We start from the raw sequence: 17354 nt of genomic DNA, 5'->3' as shown, positions 1-17354 counted from the left end.
TATAGATATTGCTTTGTCATCCCGAGGAACGAGGGATCTCCATTAGTAGCTCGACAAAGATTGGCGATTTTGATTGTAGAGTTTCTTGCGAAGATCCCTCGTTCCTCGGGATGACAAACTGAATGAAAATAGATTAACAAAAAAATAAAAACGATTAAACACATAAACACCAAAAAATGAAAAACATAGCCATCATCATGGGCGGATATTCAAGCGAATATAAAATCTCTCTAATCAGCGGGAAGGTTGTAAAACAATACCTTGATAAAACAAAATACAACGGGTTCCGAATTCATATTTTCAAAGAAAAATGGGTTTATGTTGACGAAAATGATGCTGAATTCCCGATTGACAGAAACGATTTCTCTGTAACCGCAAACGGAGAGAAAATCAAATTTGACTGTGTTTTCAATGCTATTCACGGTTCTCCGGGCGAAGATGGTCTCATGCAGGCGTATTTTGAACTGCTGGGAATTCCGCAGACTTCCTGTGATTATTATCAGGCTGCCGTGACCTTCAATAAACGTGATTTATTATCAGTTTTAAAACCATACGGAATCAAAACAGCCATTTCTTATTACCTGAATAAAGGCGATATAATCAATACCGAAGAAATCGTGAAAAAAGTGGGACTGCCTTGTTTCGTAAAACCAAACAAAGCCGGATCAAGTTTCGGAATCTCTAAAGTAAAAACCGAAGCCGAATTGCCAATCGCCATTGAAGTGGCCTACAAAGAAGACAACGAAATCATCATCGAAAGTTTCCTTGATGGAACCGAAGTTTCTGTTGGGGTGATCAATTACAAAGGCGAAATTATCGTTCTTCCTATAACAGAAATCGTTTCAGACAATGATTTCTTTGATTATGAAGCCAAATATGAAGGAAAATCACAGGAAATCACACCTGCAAGAATTTCAGATGAACTGACACAAAAAATTGGCGAAACCGCCAAACGTGCTTACGAAGTATTGAAAATGAAAGGTTTCTCAAGAAGCGAATTCATTATTGTAAACAACGAACCGCACATGCTGGAAATGAACACCATTCCGGGATTAACAACCGAAAGTCTGATTCCACAGCAAGCAAAAGCAGCCGGAATTTCGCTGGAAGATTTGTTTACCAATGCAATTGAGCTGGCGCTGGCTTAAAGATGCTAAGATACTGAGGTGCTAAGATTCTAAGATTTTAGCACCTTATTTTTTATTAGTCTTGTAACGAAAACATACAATATTGTAATTCCTGACAAAGGAGTAATGACAAATCAAGAAAATTTAGGTTTTAGAGTAAAAAACTTAGTAACTTAGAATCTCAGAACCTTAGCAACTTCAAAAAAAATGAAAGAAATCTTTGAATGGAACAGATTGTTATTTAACGAATTACCCGTAGTATTCCTTCTGGAAGTAATATTTCGTTCCAGCGTGATGTTCATCATTTTACTGTTAACGATGAAACTTGCCGGAAAACGTGGCGTAAAACAACTTTCAATCTTCGAAACCGTAATCATCATTGCTTTAGGTTCTGCTGCCGGAGATCCAATGTTCTATGAAGATGTCGGGATTGTACCGGCTATTATCGTTTTTGCTGTTATTATGATTTTATACAGGGCTGTAACCTGGCTGACCGGAAAAAGCAAAAAATTTGAAGAATTTATTGAAGGCAAAACGGAATGTCTTATTAATGACGGAAAATTTTCTGTAACCAGTTTCAAAAAAGAAACTTTGGCCCAGGATGAATTTTTCTCTGAGCTCCGTGTAAATTCTGTTGAACATTTAGGACAGGTAAAACATGCATTTATAGAACCAAGCGGTGAAGTAAGTATCTTTTACTACGAAGATGAAAAAGTTGGATATGGATTACCGATTTTACCAGCTTTGTTTAATAAAAAAAACAAAATTATTCCAGCTGACGGTACTTATTCCTGCACTTTTTGTGGGCATACCGAAGAGCAAAAAGCAGGAACCGCAAAATGCCAGGTCTGCCAAAAAGAAGAATGGGTTGAAGCTATAAATACAAAAAGGATAACGTAGAGAAATTCCAATATTTAAAAATATCAAATTCCAAAGCTTGCTGCTTTGAAAAAAACTTAGACGCTTAGCTCCTCAGAACCTTAGAAACTTTAAAAAATGAAAAAAGCTATATTTCCGGGATCGTTTGATCCTATTACTCTTGGACACGAAGACATTATCAAAAGAGGTATTCCTTTATTTGATGAAATTATAATAGCCATAGGTGTCAATGCCGAAAAAAAATACATGTTTTCCCTCGAAGAAAGAAAGCGCTTTATTGAAGAAACCTTTAAAAATGAACCAAAAGTTTCGGTGATCACTTACGAAGGACTAACCATCGATCTGGCAAAAAAACTTAAAGCCAATTTTATTTTAAGAGGTTTGCGTAATCCAGCCGATTTCGAATTCGAAAAAGCGATTGCACATACGAACCGAAAACTTTCTAAAATTGAAACGGTGTTTTTATTAACTGCTGCAGGTACTTCATTCATCAGTTCAAGTATTGTTCGTGATGTATTACGTCACGGAGGCGAATATGAAATGCTGGTTCCAGATGCGGTGAGGGTGAAGAAAGATGTATAGTATCTAAACATCATCTTATGAAAACAAAACTTCTAATTTAGCCCCGATAATAGTGGTATCCTTTTTCTGACTTCTTTAGGCAGAAAAAGATACAAGCGGTTAGCGGGACAAACGGTCTTGAAATATGAAATTTGTGCTTCAAAAACAAATACAAACATCTTCAATTTCAAGATTTACAAAGCCAAATATAAATTTGTAAGCGAATCAAATTAAAACTAATTTCGCCACCTCAAATAAAAATTAAACCATGAGCATCGAAAGAGAATTAAGCAAACGCAGCGGATCTAAATGTGAACTTTGCGGCGCAGAAGAAAACCTAAAAACATATCAGGTTTTACCGACTCAAAAAGGAGGCATTGATGAAGCTGTATTAGCTTGCAGCACTTGTATTGACCAAATTGAAAATCCGGACAATGTCGATTTGAATCACTGGAGATGCCTGAATGACAGTATGTGGAATGAAAACATTCCGGTTCAGGTTGTGGCCTGGAGAATGTTGAGCCGTATGCGTGCTGCCGGCTGGCCTCAGGAACTACTTGACATGATGTATTTAGACGAAGACACCCTTGCATGGGCACAAGCTACGGGCGAAGGTGAAGATGACGAAAATAAACTGGTTCATCGCGACAGCAACGGCGTAGTTTTACAGCACGGAGATTCTGTGGTTTTAATAAAAGATTTGAAAGTAAAAGGATCCAGTATGGTTGCCAAACAAGGAACTGCTGTTCGTAACATACGCCTGGACCATGAAAACGCTGAATATATTGAAGGAAAAGTCGATGGTCAGCAAATTGTCATTATTACACAATACGTGAAGAAGATATAATTTAAAAAGTCCCGGTTTCATTAATAGAATAAAACCGGGACTTAAAAACACTTATAATAAAATCAATTAACCTTATATTTTGATTTTACATTTTTGGTAACAATACAGTGTCCACTACATGTATTACACCGTTTGACTGATTGACATCAGCAATTGTAACTTTAGATTTGTTTCCGCTTTCGTCTGATATATATAAGTCTTTACCTTTCATCCAGGCAGTTAAAGTTCCACCGCTCACAGTTTTAAGCGTTGCTTTCCCTTTACCCATTTTTATTGCTTTTGCAATGTCAGAAGCGTTCATTTTTCCTGCAACAACGTGATAAGTCAGGATTGTCTGCAGTTTCTTTTTGTTTTCAGGTTTTAATAATGTTTCTACAGTTCCTTTTGGTAATTTATCAAACGCTGCATTTGTTGGGGCAAAAACAGTGAATGGTCCTTTACTTTGTAATGTTTCTACTAATCCCGCCGCTTTTACTGCTGCAACCAATGTGGTATGATCTTTTGAGTTTACAGCATTTTCAACAATATTTTTACTTGGATACATGGCAGCTCCCCCGACCATTACTGTTTTTTGAGCATTTGATGTAAATGCAAATCCTAAAGCTAAAACTGCTGCTGCTAAAAATTTTCTAGTTTTCATAATGAATGTTTTTAAGTTATAAGCTCATTTACGGGGATAAACCTCTTTTGGTTTTCAAAAAATGTTTATCTGCTAACAAAAAATGGATAATATTAGCCCTAAGCCTTGCAAAACAAAACATTATAAATCATTTTATTTTTTATTAAATTTCTAAAGATGTATCATTTTTATATTGATTTTATTATTAACTTTAAAATCAAAACGTATCATTCATGGAAAATCTGCCTAAAAAAGTGAGAAGCAAAAAGTTAAACACAAGAGTCGATTTAACTGCAATGGTTAGTATTTCTTTTTTACTGATTATATTTTTTATGGTAGCAGCGGAATTAAGAAAACCGAAAATAATGGATTTAGGTTTGCCGGATTATGATGACGATATATGTAGATGGGGCTGTGGCGCCGGTTTAGCAAATCGAACCTTAACTGTTTTACTTGATGACAAAAATAAAATCATAACCTATTCAGGATTATTAGAATTTTCTGATGAATCACCAAAAAAGCTAAAATATGGCAAAGATGGTATTCGAAAAGAGTTAGTAACTAAAACGAAACAAATTCAAGAATACACTGGAGACTACAGAAAAAGTATTATCGTAATCATAAAACCAAGTAACAAATCTAATTATGGAAACCTTGTTGACATTCTGGATGAAATGGCGATCACTAAAATTCAAACTTATGTAATTGTCAATGATTTCACTCCCGAAGAAACAAAATTATTAGCAGCCAACTAAAATTCTTAGCCTATGGAAATTAAAAAAGTCAGAAGCAGAAAATTAAATACCAGAGTTGATTTAACAGCAATGGTCAGCGTTTCATTTTTACTGATTGTGTTCTTTATGGTTACAACTGAATTGACCAAACCGAAAATTATGGACTTAGATTTTCCTGATTACGGATGTTGTGACTGTCGACCTTATAGAGATCAAGGAGAAAATAGATCTCTTACTATTTTATTAGGTGAAAATAACAAGCTAATATATTTTGTAGGTCTTTTAGATAATCCAATAAAGAAGCCTCAAAAAATTGCATATGGAAAAGAAGGAATACGTAAAGAGTTATTAATTAGAAATAAATTTCTATTAGATCATTCTGCAAAAGCAGGTAAATTAGGAACAGGAATCACAGTAATAATAAAACCCAGCAAAAAATCTAATTACGGAAATCTGGTTGATATTCTTGACGAAATGAATATTACCGGAATAAATAATTATTCGATTATTGATGATTTTATGCCAAAAGAGACTGAATTATTAGCTGCCAATTAATTTATTCTAAAAAAGATTCTCTCAAATTAAAACAATAAAAAAGTCCTACACGCCGTAGGACTTTTTTATTTAATGAATATTATCTTATTTCTTTATAAACTTCATACCTGAGCTTCCTTTATCCGTTTTCATTTTTATAAAGTAATTCCCCGTTCTAAGCTTAGAAACATCAATATTAGAAACTGATTTTGCATTTGGAACCGCAATAACCAATTGTCCTAAAATATCATAAATCGCCAATGATTGTATTTCAATATCCTGTTTAGTATTAATATTTAAAACATCATTCGCAGGACCTGGATACAAGGTAAAATAATTCGAAAATTCAAAATCGGGATTCGTTAAAGTATTTTGGAATTTTGATGTAGCTTTATTGGTCAGTATCGGGAAATTATAATCAAAATAAATATTAGCCTCATTCGTAAAGGAATCACCCACTTTTAATGTTGGAAGTGTTTTAATTTTAAAAGCAACATACCCATCATTATTCGCATCATCAAAAGGAAGATTAATATTTTCAAAGATAAATTCCACTTTGTTTCCTTCTGAAATTTTAGTTACAAAAGAATGGCTTGAACTAGTTGGAATTAAAGTTGAAATATCAAATTTAGATAAATCAATCATATCTTTTACCACAATATTTTGTGCAGCATACGTTCCTGTATTTTCAAAACGGATCATATAGTGAACATATTGGCCTATTAAACTTGGTGTGATAATCGAACCTTCTAAACAGGTTTTATCATTTGGATCGTATGAACCAACAACAGTTTGATTTAAAGTGAATGTGTTGTCAATTGGCGTTTCGTCTGTATCCTGAGTTGTAATTGTCGTTGTAAATTTTAAAATATCCCCTGCATTTACGGCAGGAGTTTCTGTTGGTTTGTTTACATTTATAGTAAATGAAATTTCCTTACTTTCAAAAGGTTTCAGATTATTAAAATTCCATGCTAAATTATCAGCTTTTTGGATTGCTATTGATACGTCAGAGGAAATATAATCTAAAATATTATCATCAAATTTTAGGTTAATAAAACCTGATAGTTCGACATTACCTTTATTTTTATAAACAATTTTATACTTTGCATCAAAACCAGGTCTTGCCGGTTCTAAGGGAAGTAAAGTGATTTCTAAATCCGGATGATTTCCATTTGCGGTTATACAGAAATTTTGCGTAAATGGACTTGTTTTAGTTGGAAAAGCAACTGTTGCCGTTGTGGGAGAAATATTAAAATAGGTTGGTTTTTCTAAAACCGGAGTTATATCATGATTTCCTGCCTGAACCGCAATAGAGTAATTTCCTGAAGCATTTGCAATAAAATTTCCGTTTGTAATACCGTTTGTAATTTTAAAATTTAAATATGGATAAACAATATCCAAAGCATCACAACCATTTTTATTTGTATCTAATCGACTAGTGCCTTGAATCGCATAAAAAGTTCCTCCAGGTACAAAAGTACAATAACTATTTACGTTACAAGTAGCTGAATAACCATATTGATTAATTTTATTCTGCACCATATTTATATCTTCCTCATCTATACAAACATATACTAAATTATCGTTGTTTTGAAAATCTAAGGTAGACCACCATAAATTATTATTTTTAACAAATAACGCTGTTAGTTCATTATTTTGACAAGCCAAACCCTGCAGGTTAGATAAAGCTGAAAAATCCAAAGTTGCTAATTTATTATATTCACAAGATAAAAATATTAAATTAGTTAGATTCGAAATATTCAAACTAGTTAAATTATTATTAGAACATCTTAAATCCGTCAAAGCAATTAAACCTGAAAGATACAATCCAACCAATTGATTTTGATCACAATGTAGATTTACTAACTTTTCACAACCTGTTGCATTTAAACTTTTTAATTGATTATTTGTACAATATAACTGTTGTAAATTAATTAATCCAGAAACATTTAAGCTAATTAGTTGATTGGAGTCACATTTGATCTCTTTTAAATTATTACAACCTAAAAAACTTAAATTAGATAAATTATTAAAAAAACAACTCAATATAAGTAAATTACTACATCCTACCACATCTAAACTAGATAGTTGATTGGAATAACAATACAAATCTTGCAGATTAACTAAATTCGAAACATTCAAACTAGACAATCGATTATGGTTACAATAAAATTCTTTTAAATTAGTTAATCCTGAAACATTTATATTAGATATTTGATTTTCTGAACAATATAAATTTCGCAAACTAGTTAAACCAAAAACATTCAGACTTGTCAATTTATTAGAACCACAATTCAATCCTTCTAGTTTATTTAAACCTGAAACATTTAAACTTAATAATTGATTAGACCAACAACTTAAATTTTTTAGATTAATTAACCCTGAAACATTTAACTCTGTTAATTGATTAGCACCACAATTCAAATAAATCAAATTTGTAAAATTTTCAATACCTGTTAAATCTCTAATTGATGCACCACTAATATCTAATCTTTTTATAGCTGCTGCCTCACTAACTTCAATTTCACCATTGTTATTAGCATCAATTACATTATAAGAGGAAACTATCCAAGCACCATTCCCAGCATTATAAATTGGCGTCTGGACCGATGCAACTGAATTCTTAGAATTTGCGGCCAATAACTTCGCTTTAAAATTAGCATCAGGAAAATTAATAACCTGTCCACTCAATCCATTAAAAAAACACAAAGCCAAAACCAAAAAGTAAATTTTCTTCTTATAAATAAATTTTCACGCAAAAGTAACTTTTCAAAACTATAACACAACTTTATTTGTTAAAAAAAATTATGGAAACAAAAAAAGCCCCACATTACTGTGAGGCTTCCTATATTAAAAAAAGCTAAGAATTATTTTTTCTCAGTTTTTTCCATTTTAGCTTTTAAAGCAGCTAATACATCATTGTTATCTCCTAAAGTTGCAGCTGGTGCATTAGTAGTAGAGTTAGATGAAGTATTTTCAGTTGCAGCTTTCACGTTTTTCTCTTCTTCTTCACGGAAGATAGCAGTGTGAGAAGCAACTACTCTTTTGAATTCTTTGTTGAATTCGATTACTTTGAAATCAGCAGTATCACCTTTTTTCAATTTCTTTCCGTCTTCTTTTTCAAGGTGACGAGTAGGAATGAAAGCAACGATATCATCACCGAATTCTACAGTAGCTCCTTTGTCAACGATTTCAGAAATTTCACCATTGTGGATAGTTCCTACAGCGAAAGAATCTTCGTATTGATCCCAAGGATTAGCAGTAGTTTGTTTGTGACCTAAAGATAATTTACGTCCTTCAACATCTAATTCTAATACAACTACATCAAGTTTTTCACCAACGTTTACAAATTCAGATGGGTGTTTAATTTTCTTAGTCCAAGAAAGGTCAGAAATATAGATTAATCCATCAATTCCTTCTTCTAATTCTACAAAAATACCAAAGTTTGTAAAGTTTCTAACGATACCTGTATGTTTAGAACCTACTGGGTATTTAGAAGTAATGTCAGTCCATGGATCTTGAGTCAATTGTTTGATACCTAATGACATCTTACGATCATCTCTATCTAAAGTTAAGATAACAGCCTCAACAACATCTCCAACTTTTACGAAGTCCTGAGCAGATCGTAAGTGAGTTGACCATGACATTTCAGAAACGTGGATTAAACCTTCAACACCTTCAGCAACTTCGATGAAAGCACCGTAATCAGCGATTACAACTACTTTACCTTTAACTTTATCACCAACAGTTAAGTTAGCATCTAAAGCGTCCCATGGGTGAGCGTTTAATTGTTTCAATCCTAATTGAATTCTTGTTTTCTCATCATCGAAATCAAGGATTACAACGTTTAATTTTTGGTCTAATTCAAGAACTTCACTTGGGTGGTTGATTCTGCTCCAAGAAAGGTCAGTAATGTGAATTAATCCGTCAACACCACCTAAGTCAATGAACACACCATAAGAAGTAATGTTTTTAACAACACCTTCTAATACTTGTCCTTTTTGTAATTGACCGATGATTTCTTTTTTCTGCACTTCAATATCAGCCTCGATAAGAGCTTTATGAGATACAACAACGTTTTTGAATTCGTGGTTGATTTTTACCACTTTGAATTCCATCATTTTGTTTACATATACATCGTAGTCTCTAATTGGCTTAACGTCAATTTGAGATCCAGGTAAGAACGCTTCGATTCCGAAAACGTCAACAATCATACCTCCTTTAGTTCTACATTTAACAAAACCGTTAACGATTTCTCCAGTTTCATTAGCTGCAATAACTCTATCCCAAGATTTGATAGTACGTGCTTTTCTGTGAGATAATACTAATTGACCTGTTTTATCCTCACGGATGTCAATTAATACTTCTACTTTGTCACCTACTTTTAAATTAGGGTTGTAACGGAATTCGTTTAAAGAAATAACACCTTCAGATTTAGCATTGATATCAACGATAACGTCTCTATCTGTAATTCTAACAACAACACCTTCAACTACTTCTTCCTGATCTGTAGCGATGAAAGTTTTTGATACTAGTTCTTCAAACTCTTGTAAGTTTTTCTCATCTACTGCGTCGATTCCTTCTTGGAAGTTATGCCAGTTAAAATTTGCTAAAAACTCTTCTTGTGATTTTAATTGTTCAGACATGCTGATAAAAAAATTTGTATTCTGTTTTCCTCGAGTTTCATAAAGCAGTAGAAAAAACAGAAGTTGTTTTACATAAATGGTTGATACCTAATGGAAACTCTTCTTTGCCAAAAGGACTGCAAAATTAGCACATTTATTTGTAACAGCCAACAAAAATAAAGATGATTATCAGTTAATTACTCAGAAGCAGGCATTTTTCGCGTTTTCAAGACCAAAAGTCCCGCTTTCGCTCTTATCTTTCATGGCAAACACTGCCATAAAAGGATAACCGCTCTATCAGGGCTAGATTAGAAGTTTATCATTTATAAGAACAGCAAACCCGGCAAACTTTCAAAATTTGTCGGGTTCTAATACTTTTTTATTTTCAGAATTTAAGAATTAAACCACCCAGCCACCAATTCATCTTCAAACGAATTAGCATTTTTATGTACAAACTCATTCGTGTTTTTATCATACGCATAATCCAGTTTCCAAACTTCATGGTTCGCAGCCAGTTCTTTAATACTTTCGCAGACAAAAGCAATTTCTTCATTTGTAGTCGTCGGATGAATTGACATTCTGATCCAGCCCGGCTTTTTAATCAAATCACCAATCGTAATTTCATCAACCAGTTTACTTGAAGTTTCCTGATCAACATGCAATAAAAAATGCCCGTAGGTTCCGGCACAGCTGCAGCCTCCTCTGGTCTGAATACCAAATCTGTCATTCAGTAATTTTACACCCAAATTAAAATGCATGTCGTCTATAAAAAACGAAACCACTCCTAACCTCTCCTGATGATGCCCTGCCAGAATATTAATATTCGACACAGGATTCAGTTCTTGAAAAACAAAATCTACAATTTCATGCTCGCGTTCAAGAATGTTTTCAATTCCCATTTCTTCCTTCAGCTCAATCGCAAGAGCCGTTTTAATCACTTGCAGAAACCCTGGAGTTCCGCCGTCTTCACGGTCTTCAATATTATCAATGTATTTATGTTCTCCCCAAGGATTTGTCCAGCTAACAGTTCCTCCGCCCGGACAATCCGGAATCATATTATTGTATAATTTTTTATTAAAAATCAAAACTCCTGAAGTTCCGGGACCGCCCAAAAATTTATGAGGCGAAAAGAAAATCGCATCGAGATAGGCTTCCGGATCTTCAGGATGCATATCAATTTGCACATAAGGCCCTGAACAGGCAAAATCCACAAAACAAACCCCATTATACTGATGCATTAATTTTGCCACATCATGAAAAGGCGTTTTCAAGCCTGTAACGTTTGAACATGCCGTAATCGAAGCAATTTTTATCGTTCTGTCTTTATATTTTTCAAGCAATTGTTTCAGATTATCCAGACTAAAAAGCCCTTTTTCAGTTTCAGAACACGGAATAATCTCAACATCCGCAATGGTTTCCAGCCACGAAGTCTGGTTCGAATGATGTTCCATGTGTGAAATAAAAACAATCGGTTTTTTCTCAGCCGGGATATTAGTGAAAGCTTTTAGGTTTTCAGGCACTTTCAAGCCTAAAATTCGCTGGAATTTATTAATTACACCTGTCATTCCGGTACCATCTGTAATTAAAACATCATCAGTATTGGCGTTTGTATGACGCTTGATAATGTGACGCGCATGATGATATGCTTTAGTCATGGCAGTACCTGAAACAGTGGTTTCGGTATGAGTATTCGCAACAAAAGGACCAAATTCATTTAAAAGCTTTTCTTCGATTGGGCGATAGAGTCTTCCGCTGGCAGTCCAATCGGTATAAATGATTTTCTTTTTACCATAAGGAGAATCAAACTCCTGATCAATTCCAACAATATTCTGCCTGAAATCGTTAAAATAAGCTTCTAAACCCGTGGTATTATTTTTGCTATTCATGGATGTACTTCTGTTTGACGGCAAATATATTGCTTTTAAATAAAATTGCAGAATTATCAATTAAAAACTTAAAATTTAAAATTACTTTTTATTATCTTTAATCAAATAGTGCTTTTACAAACAATTTATCAGAATACCCTACATAACTAATAGGGAAAATCGGTAAACTAAAATAATATCAAATGAAAAATTTATCAGTAGCAACCTTTGGCGGTGGCTGTTTTTGGTGTATAGAAGCTGTAATTCAGCGTTTAAACGGAATCGAAACCGTGAAATCCGGATATTCTGACGGACAAATTAAAAATCCGGCCTACAGAGAAGTCTGCACCGGAAGAACCGGACATGCAGAAGTGATTCAGGTTGTTTTTAACCCTGACATAATTTCATATCATGACTTAATTACCATTTTCATGACAAGCCACGATCCTACAACTCTAAACCGTCAGGGAGCAGACAGCGGAACACAATACCGCTCAATCATTTTGTATCATGATGAAACACAAAAAACAATTGCGGAAGAGGTTTTCAGCGAACTCAAATCTGTTTTTCCGGATCCGATCGTAACGCAGCTAAAACCTTTTCAGGTGTTTTACGAAGCTGAAGAAGAACATCAGAATTATTATAATGACAATCAGGAAGCTGGTTATTGCCGAATGGTGATTGATCCGAAAGTATATAAATTGAAAAAAATGTATGCTGATAAATTAAAAGATTGAAAATTTAAAATGAAACACTTAAAAATACATAATCGTTTTACAACCGAATTGCCTGCAGATCCTAACGAAACTAATGAAACCCGTCAGGTTCTTAATACGCTTTTCTCTTATGTAAAACCAACAACACCAACTGAACCTAAATTAATCCATGCTTCAGAAGAAGTTGCGGAATTAGTTGGAATTTCAGCAGATGAAATTCAGTCTGAAGAATTTGTAAATGTTTTTTCAGGAAAAGAAATCCTTCAGGAGACTAAACCTTACGCAATGTGCTACGCCGGACATCAATTCGGCAATTGGGCAGGACAATTAGGTGATGGCCGTGCTATTAATTTAACCGAAGTTGAACATAATAATCAATATTTTACTTTACAACTAAAAGGCGCAGGAAAAACCCCTTATTCCCGAACTGCAGATGGATTAGCGGTTTTGCGCTCTTCAATCCGGGAATATTTATGTGCTGAAGCAATGCATTATCTAGGCGTTCCCACTACCCGATCACTTTCTCTAATACTATCCGGAGACGAAGTTTTAAGAGACGTTTTATACAATGGAAACCCTGCTTATGAAAAAGGCGCCATTGTATGCCGTGTCGCTCCGTCTTTTATTCGTTTTGGAAGTTTTGAAATGCTTACTGCCCGAAATGAACTTAAAAATCTAAAACAATTTGTTGAATACAACATCAAATATTACTTTCCTGAAATTACAGGCGAACCAAAAGAGCAATATTTGCAGTTTTTCAAAACCGTTGCCGATAAAACCAGAGAAATGATCTTGCAATGGCAGCGTGTAGGCTTTGTTCATGGTGTAATGAATACCGACAATATGTCGATTCACGGAATAACAATTGATTACGGACCTTATGGCTGGCTGGAAAATTTTGATCCAAACTGGACACCTAATACAACTGACAGTCAAAACCGAAGATATCGTTTTGGAAACCAGCCTCAGGTGGCACAATGGAATTTGTTTCAATTAGCTAATTCGCTTTATCCGTTAATCAATGAAGCGGAGCCTTTGGAGGAAATATTAGAATCATTCATTACTGATTTCAATTCAGATTACACAAAAATGATTTTATCCAAACTAGGATTGTTTTCCCCATCAGAAAATGATGCTGAATTTATAACCTATTTAGAATCAAATCTGCAATTATCAGAAACCGATATGACTATTTTCTATCGAAATCTGAATAAAATCAAAAAAAGCGATTCGGCAGAAAAAGCTTTAGAAACTATTAAAGATGCTTTTTATAAACCAGAAGAAATCAAAGACACCATTAAATACAACTGGCTCTTGTGGTTTACCGATTACCTGGAACGTCTGAATCTTGAAAATACTTCTGATGAAGAACGAATCAAGCTTCAAAATTCGGTTAATCCAAAATATGTTTTGCGAAATTATATGGCACAATTAGCAATTGATGCGGCTGATCAAGAGGATTATTCTCTAATTTCAGAATTGTATGAATTGTTAAAAAAACCATACGATGAACAGCCTGAATATGAAAAATGGTTTGCCAAAAGACCGGATTGGGCACGTTCTAAAGTTGGGTGTTCTATGCTTTCGTGTAGTTCTTAGTTATGAGAAATATTATCGCAGAAATAGGGAATTAAAAAATTAAAGAAATTTTGATGAAGTCAAAACTTAGTATAACTGAATTTAGAAACAGATTAAAAGATAATACAAAAATTGGCAGACCTAACATACAATTATCACTTGGAATATTCTCAGTCTTTTTTTTAAGTACAAAAAAATTTTATGGAACGTTCGACGATTCAACTTTTCGACTCACAATAAATTATAATTTCACTTCAGGTTTTTATATTCTTAAAGGTAAATATCAAAACATTGACCACAAACTAAAACTAAATTATATTATTGAGCCTATTAGTCGAATAGGAATTATTTGGATAAAATATTTTCCATTTGTTGCCCTGATTGGTTTTAATTGCTTTTACTTTTTTAATTTAAAAAACGTACCAAATGAAATAAATATACTTTTTAATTCATTCATTGTATTTATAATATTCTTTTCGCGATGGGACATGAAAAGGAAAAAGAAAAATTTGGAGCAAAAATTCTTTGAAATATTCGAAATAGAAAAAACAAATAAATAAAACACTCCTATTTAAAAACCTTAAGTGTCACATCGAGCAGAGTCGAGGTGCTTTAGCAACAAAATATTCTTGACTCCGCTCGAACTGACATTAGCAACTGTCATTTCTATTTCGAAGTAATATAGTTCACAATCATGCTGGCATGGATACGCGAATTCTCAATAAACCATTTGTGTGTCTGCATACCTCCGCAGACTACGCCGGCTAAAAACAATCCTGCAACATTCGTTTCCATGGTCTCTGGATTGTAAGTTGGTATTTTCAATTCATCATCGGATAACGCAATGCCCATTTTTTCAAGGAAAGACAAATCAGGTTTATAACCCGTCAAGGCCAGAACGAAATCATTTTTGATCGTGATCTTGCCGTTTGGAGTTTCTATTTCTACTTCTCCCTCTTTGATTTCAGTAATATTCGATTCAAAATAGGCTTTTATGCTTCCTTCGGATATTCTGTTTTCAATATCCGGTTTTACCCAGTATTTTACCCGATTATTGATTTCGGTTTTACGAATTACCATGGTTACGTTTGCGCCTTTTCGCCAGCATTCCAAAGCTGCATCAACTGAGGAATTATTCGCTCCCACAACCAAAACATTCCTAAAAGCATATTCGTGAGCTTCTTTGTAGTAATGGCGAACTTTAAGCAAGTCTTCACCTTTTACATTCATTTCGATTGGAATATCGTAAAATCCTGTCGCGATGATGACATTTTTGGCTTCGTAAAGATTTTTATCTGTTGTAATTTTAAAAAGCTGATTTTCAATTTTGTTAACTTCAGTCACTTTTTCAAACAAATTAATATTGAAATTAAAATATCTATGAATATTCCGGTAATATTCCAAAGCCTCCTGACGACCTGGTTTTGGTGCAAGGCAATTAAACGGAATATTACCAATTTCAAGCCTTTCTGCTGTAGAGAAAAAAGTCATATACAAAGGATAATTGAAAATACTATTCACAATTGCCCCTTTCTCAATAATCAGATAATTCAGTTTTTTCTTTTGAGCTTCGATCGCACAGGCAAGACCAATTGGACCGCCGCCTACAATAATTAAATCGTATGATTGTGTCATAAATTGTTTATTTTCCCCAGTCTTTAAATGGATTTTTGCTTAAATAAGCATTGTAGTAGCGCTCATCATTTGTAACCTCATCACCCAGCCAGTCCGGTTTTTCAAAAGATTCCGTTTCAGATTCCAGTTCGATTTCTGCCATTATCAGACCTTCGTTTTCTCCATAAAATTCATCCACTTCAAAAACATGCTTGCCTGATTGTATTTCGAAACGTGTTTTTTCAATCTTTCCTTTCTCACATAATTTAAGCAATTCCTGTGCTTCGCCTAGCGGAATTTCGTTTTCCCACTCAAAGCGCGTCATTCCTCCATGATGCCCGATCCCTTTTATCGTAATGAATCCTTTTTCACCTTTGATACGAATGCGCACTGTTCTTTCAGGAAGTGAGCTTAAATATCCCTGGGCGATTTTATTTTGGGCGAAAGCCTGTGCTTTGAATTCGTCAGATTTTACAAGAAATTTTCTTTCAATCTCAACCATTAGTTCTGCAATTAAATTTAATGCAAGTTACTTAATTTAGCGCAAAACTGAATTCGTTTGTCCGGATTTTGAGAAGACAAAAAAGTAATTTTATTACACCTTTTCTAAAAATGTAGTATCCCATTTTTTAGTTTTACTGTACCACAATTTCCCTTTCAAAACTTCCAACGGACAATCAATATTATTAGTATAAAGTGCTCCGGTACCTAATCCTTGAGGCATATTTGAATTTTGTAAAAACGTCCATTGCGCAATTGCATTTAAACCAACATTGCTTTCCAGTGCTGAAGTAATCCACCACCCAATATTATATTTTTCAGCCAGGGTAATCCATTGCTGGGTCCCTCTAAAACCACCGACAAAACTTGGCTTCAAAATGATGTATTGTGGTTTTATTTTTTGTAAAAGTGCTTCTTTTTCTTCAAATAAAAATACTCCAATCAGTTCTTCATCCAAAGCAATAGGAAAAGGAGTATTTTTACACAACTCTGCCATACTGTCAGTGTTGTTTTTTTGAATAGGCTGTTCTATACTATGTAATTCGAAACCAGACAATTGTTTTATCTTATCTAAAGCTTCATTTAAAGAAAAAGCTCCATTCGCATCAACCCTGATTTCTATTTGTTTAGCGGTAAAATGAGTACGAATAAAGCGTAATAAATCCAGTTCTTTTTCAAAATCGATCGCTCCAATTTTGAGTTTTATGCAGATAAATCCCTGAGCAATCTTTTCTTCAATTTGCTCTTTCATAAATGCTTCTTCTCCCATCCAGACCAGACCATTTATCACAATTGATCTCGAATTATTGGTGAAATCTGAAGGAAATAGCACATACGGATTTTCACTTTTAAGAGATAAAAAAGCCATCTCTATTCCGAATTGAATGGATGGAAATTCCAGTAAATTTTCCCAAAGTGCTTTTTCACCCAAATGAATATTTTGGCAAACCCAGTTTAATTTCTCTTCATAATCTTCTCGGTCATCTGCACTTAACCCTCTTAGAATACCACACTCTCCTATTCCCTTTTTGCCGTTTTCTTCGAGTACAATAAACCAGGTTTCTTTTTCGGTCATAATACCTCTCGACGTCCCCGAAGGACGTTTGAATTCGAGCATATATTTGTGGTAAGTAGCTTTCATATGTGGTGCTTTT

15 protein-coding genes are annotated in these 17354 nt (G+C 34.0%); 8 read left to right on the top strand and 7 right to left on the bottom strand.

All coding sequences use genetic code 11. The annotated features are described in order from the left end of the window. Nucleotides 1-176 precede the first annotated feature (176 nt). From P5P89_RS17855 to P5P89_RS17840, 4 genes are all read left to right on the top strand, one after another. Nucleotides 177-1148, top strand: a complete 972-nt coding sequence (locus P5P89_RS17855; RefSeq protein ID WP_278009524.1) for a D-alanine--D-alanine ligase — start codon at nt 177-179, stop codon at nt 1146-1148. 186 nt (nt 1149-1334) lie between these two features. Further along, entirely contained in the window at nt 1335-2027 is a 693-nt protein-coding gene (locus P5P89_RS17850) for a DUF421 domain-containing protein (protein WP_278009523.1), read from the top strand. 96 nt (nt 2028-2123) lie between these two features. Next, entirely contained in the window at nt 2124-2588 is a 465-nt protein-coding gene (gene coaD, locus P5P89_RS17845) for a pantetheine-phosphate adenylyltransferase (RefSeq protein WP_278009522.1), read from the top strand. Nucleotides 2589-2835: 247 nt separating this feature from the next. Next, nucleotides 2836-3414 (top strand): PhnA domain-containing protein, encoded by a 579-nt coding sequence (locus P5P89_RS17840; protein WP_278009521.1) that lies wholly within the window; start codon nt 2836-2838, stop codon nt 3412-3414. 85 nt (nt 3415-3499) lie between these two features. On the opposite strand, the gene P5P89_RS17835 is transcribed toward P5P89_RS17840, so the two are convergent. Continuing rightward, nucleotides 3500-4054, bottom strand: a complete 555-nt coding sequence (locus P5P89_RS17835; RefSeq protein ID WP_278009520.1) for a fasciclin domain-containing protein — start codon at nt 4052-4054, stop codon at nt 3500-3502. Between the two features lie 212 nt (nt 4055-4266). On the opposite strand from P5P89_RS17835, the gene P5P89_RS17830 reads away from it, so the two are divergent. Both P5P89_RS17830 and P5P89_RS17825 read left to right on the top strand, forming a co-directional pair. After that, entirely contained in the window at nt 4267-4788 is a 522-nt protein-coding gene (locus tag P5P89_RS17830) for a biopolymer transporter ExbD (protein WP_278009519.1), read from the top strand. 12 nt (nt 4789-4800) lie between these two features. After that, nucleotides 4801-5322 carry an ExbD/TolR family protein gene (locus P5P89_RS17825; RefSeq protein WP_278009518.1) on the top strand — a complete coding sequence of 174 codons (522 nt, stop codon included), beginning with the start codon at nt 4801-4803 and terminating at the stop codon, nt 5320-5322. An 84-nt stretch (nt 5323-5406) separates the two neighbouring features. Here P5P89_RS17825 and P5P89_RS17820 read toward each other — a convergent pair whose 3' ends face one another. The 3 genes from P5P89_RS17820 to P5P89_RS17810 form a co-directional block, all read right to left on the bottom strand. Beyond that, nucleotides 5407-7992: a DUF7619 domain-containing protein gene (locus tag P5P89_RS17820; RefSeq protein ID WP_278009517.1), complete on the bottom strand. Its 2586-nt coding sequence runs from the start codon at nt 7990-7992 to the stop codon at nt 5407-5409. Between the two features lie 176 nt (nt 7993-8168). Beyond that, entirely contained in the window at nt 8169-9947 is a 1779-nt protein-coding gene (rpsA, locus tag P5P89_RS17815; RefSeq protein WP_229355991.1) for a 30S ribosomal protein S1, read from the bottom strand. Nucleotides 9948-10318: 371 nt separating this feature from the next. After that, a complete protein-coding gene (locus P5P89_RS17810; protein WP_278009516.1) occupies nt 10319-11812 on the bottom strand; it encodes an aminotransferase class V-fold PLP-dependent enzyme in 1494 nt (497 codons plus the stop codon). A gap of 182 nt (nt 11813-11994) precedes the next feature. Here P5P89_RS17810 and msrA point away from each other — a divergent pair, with 182 nt between their 5' ends. Next, complete coding sequence (gene msrA / locus P5P89_RS17805; RefSeq protein ID WP_278009515.1) at nt 11995-12528, top strand: peptide-methionine (S)-S-oxide reductase MsrA; 534 nt, start codon at nt 11995-11997, stop codon at nt 12526-12528. A 9-nt stretch (nt 12529-12537) separates the two neighbouring features. Beyond that, complete coding sequence (locus tag P5P89_RS17800; protein ID WP_278009514.1) at nt 12538-14106, top strand: protein adenylyltransferase SelO; 1569 nt, start codon at nt 12538-12540, stop codon at nt 14104-14106. Between the two features lie 645 nt (nt 14107-14751). On the opposite strand, the gene P5P89_RS17795 is transcribed toward P5P89_RS17800, so the two are convergent. The 3 genes from P5P89_RS17795 to P5P89_RS17785 form a co-directional block, all read right to left on the bottom strand. Further along, complete coding sequence (locus P5P89_RS17795; protein ID WP_278009513.1) at nt 14752-15720, bottom strand: YpdA family putative bacillithiol disulfide reductase; 969 nt, start codon at nt 15718-15720, stop codon at nt 14752-14754. 7 nt (nt 15721-15727) lie between these two features. Next, the gene (locus P5P89_RS17790; RefSeq protein ID WP_278009512.1) at nt 15728-16201 is read right to left on the bottom strand and encodes a CYTH domain-containing protein; all 474 of its coding nucleotides are present in this window, start codon (nt 16199-16201) and stop codon (nt 15728-15730) included. Between the two features lie 93 nt (nt 16202-16294). After that, complete coding sequence (locus P5P89_RS17785; protein WP_278009511.1) at nt 16295-17341, bottom strand: o-succinylbenzoate synthase; 1047 nt, start codon at nt 17339-17341, stop codon at nt 16295-16297. Nucleotides 17342-17354 lie beyond the last annotated feature (13 nt).

Source organism: Flavobacterium gyeonganense (genome assembly GCF_029625295.1).
In the GTDB taxonomy this organism is placed as follows: domain Bacteria; phylum Bacteroidota; class Bacteroidia; order Flavobacteriales; family Flavobacteriaceae; genus Flavobacterium; species Flavobacterium gyeonganense.
This window is presented reverse-complemented; position numbering and strand designations above follow the sequence as displayed.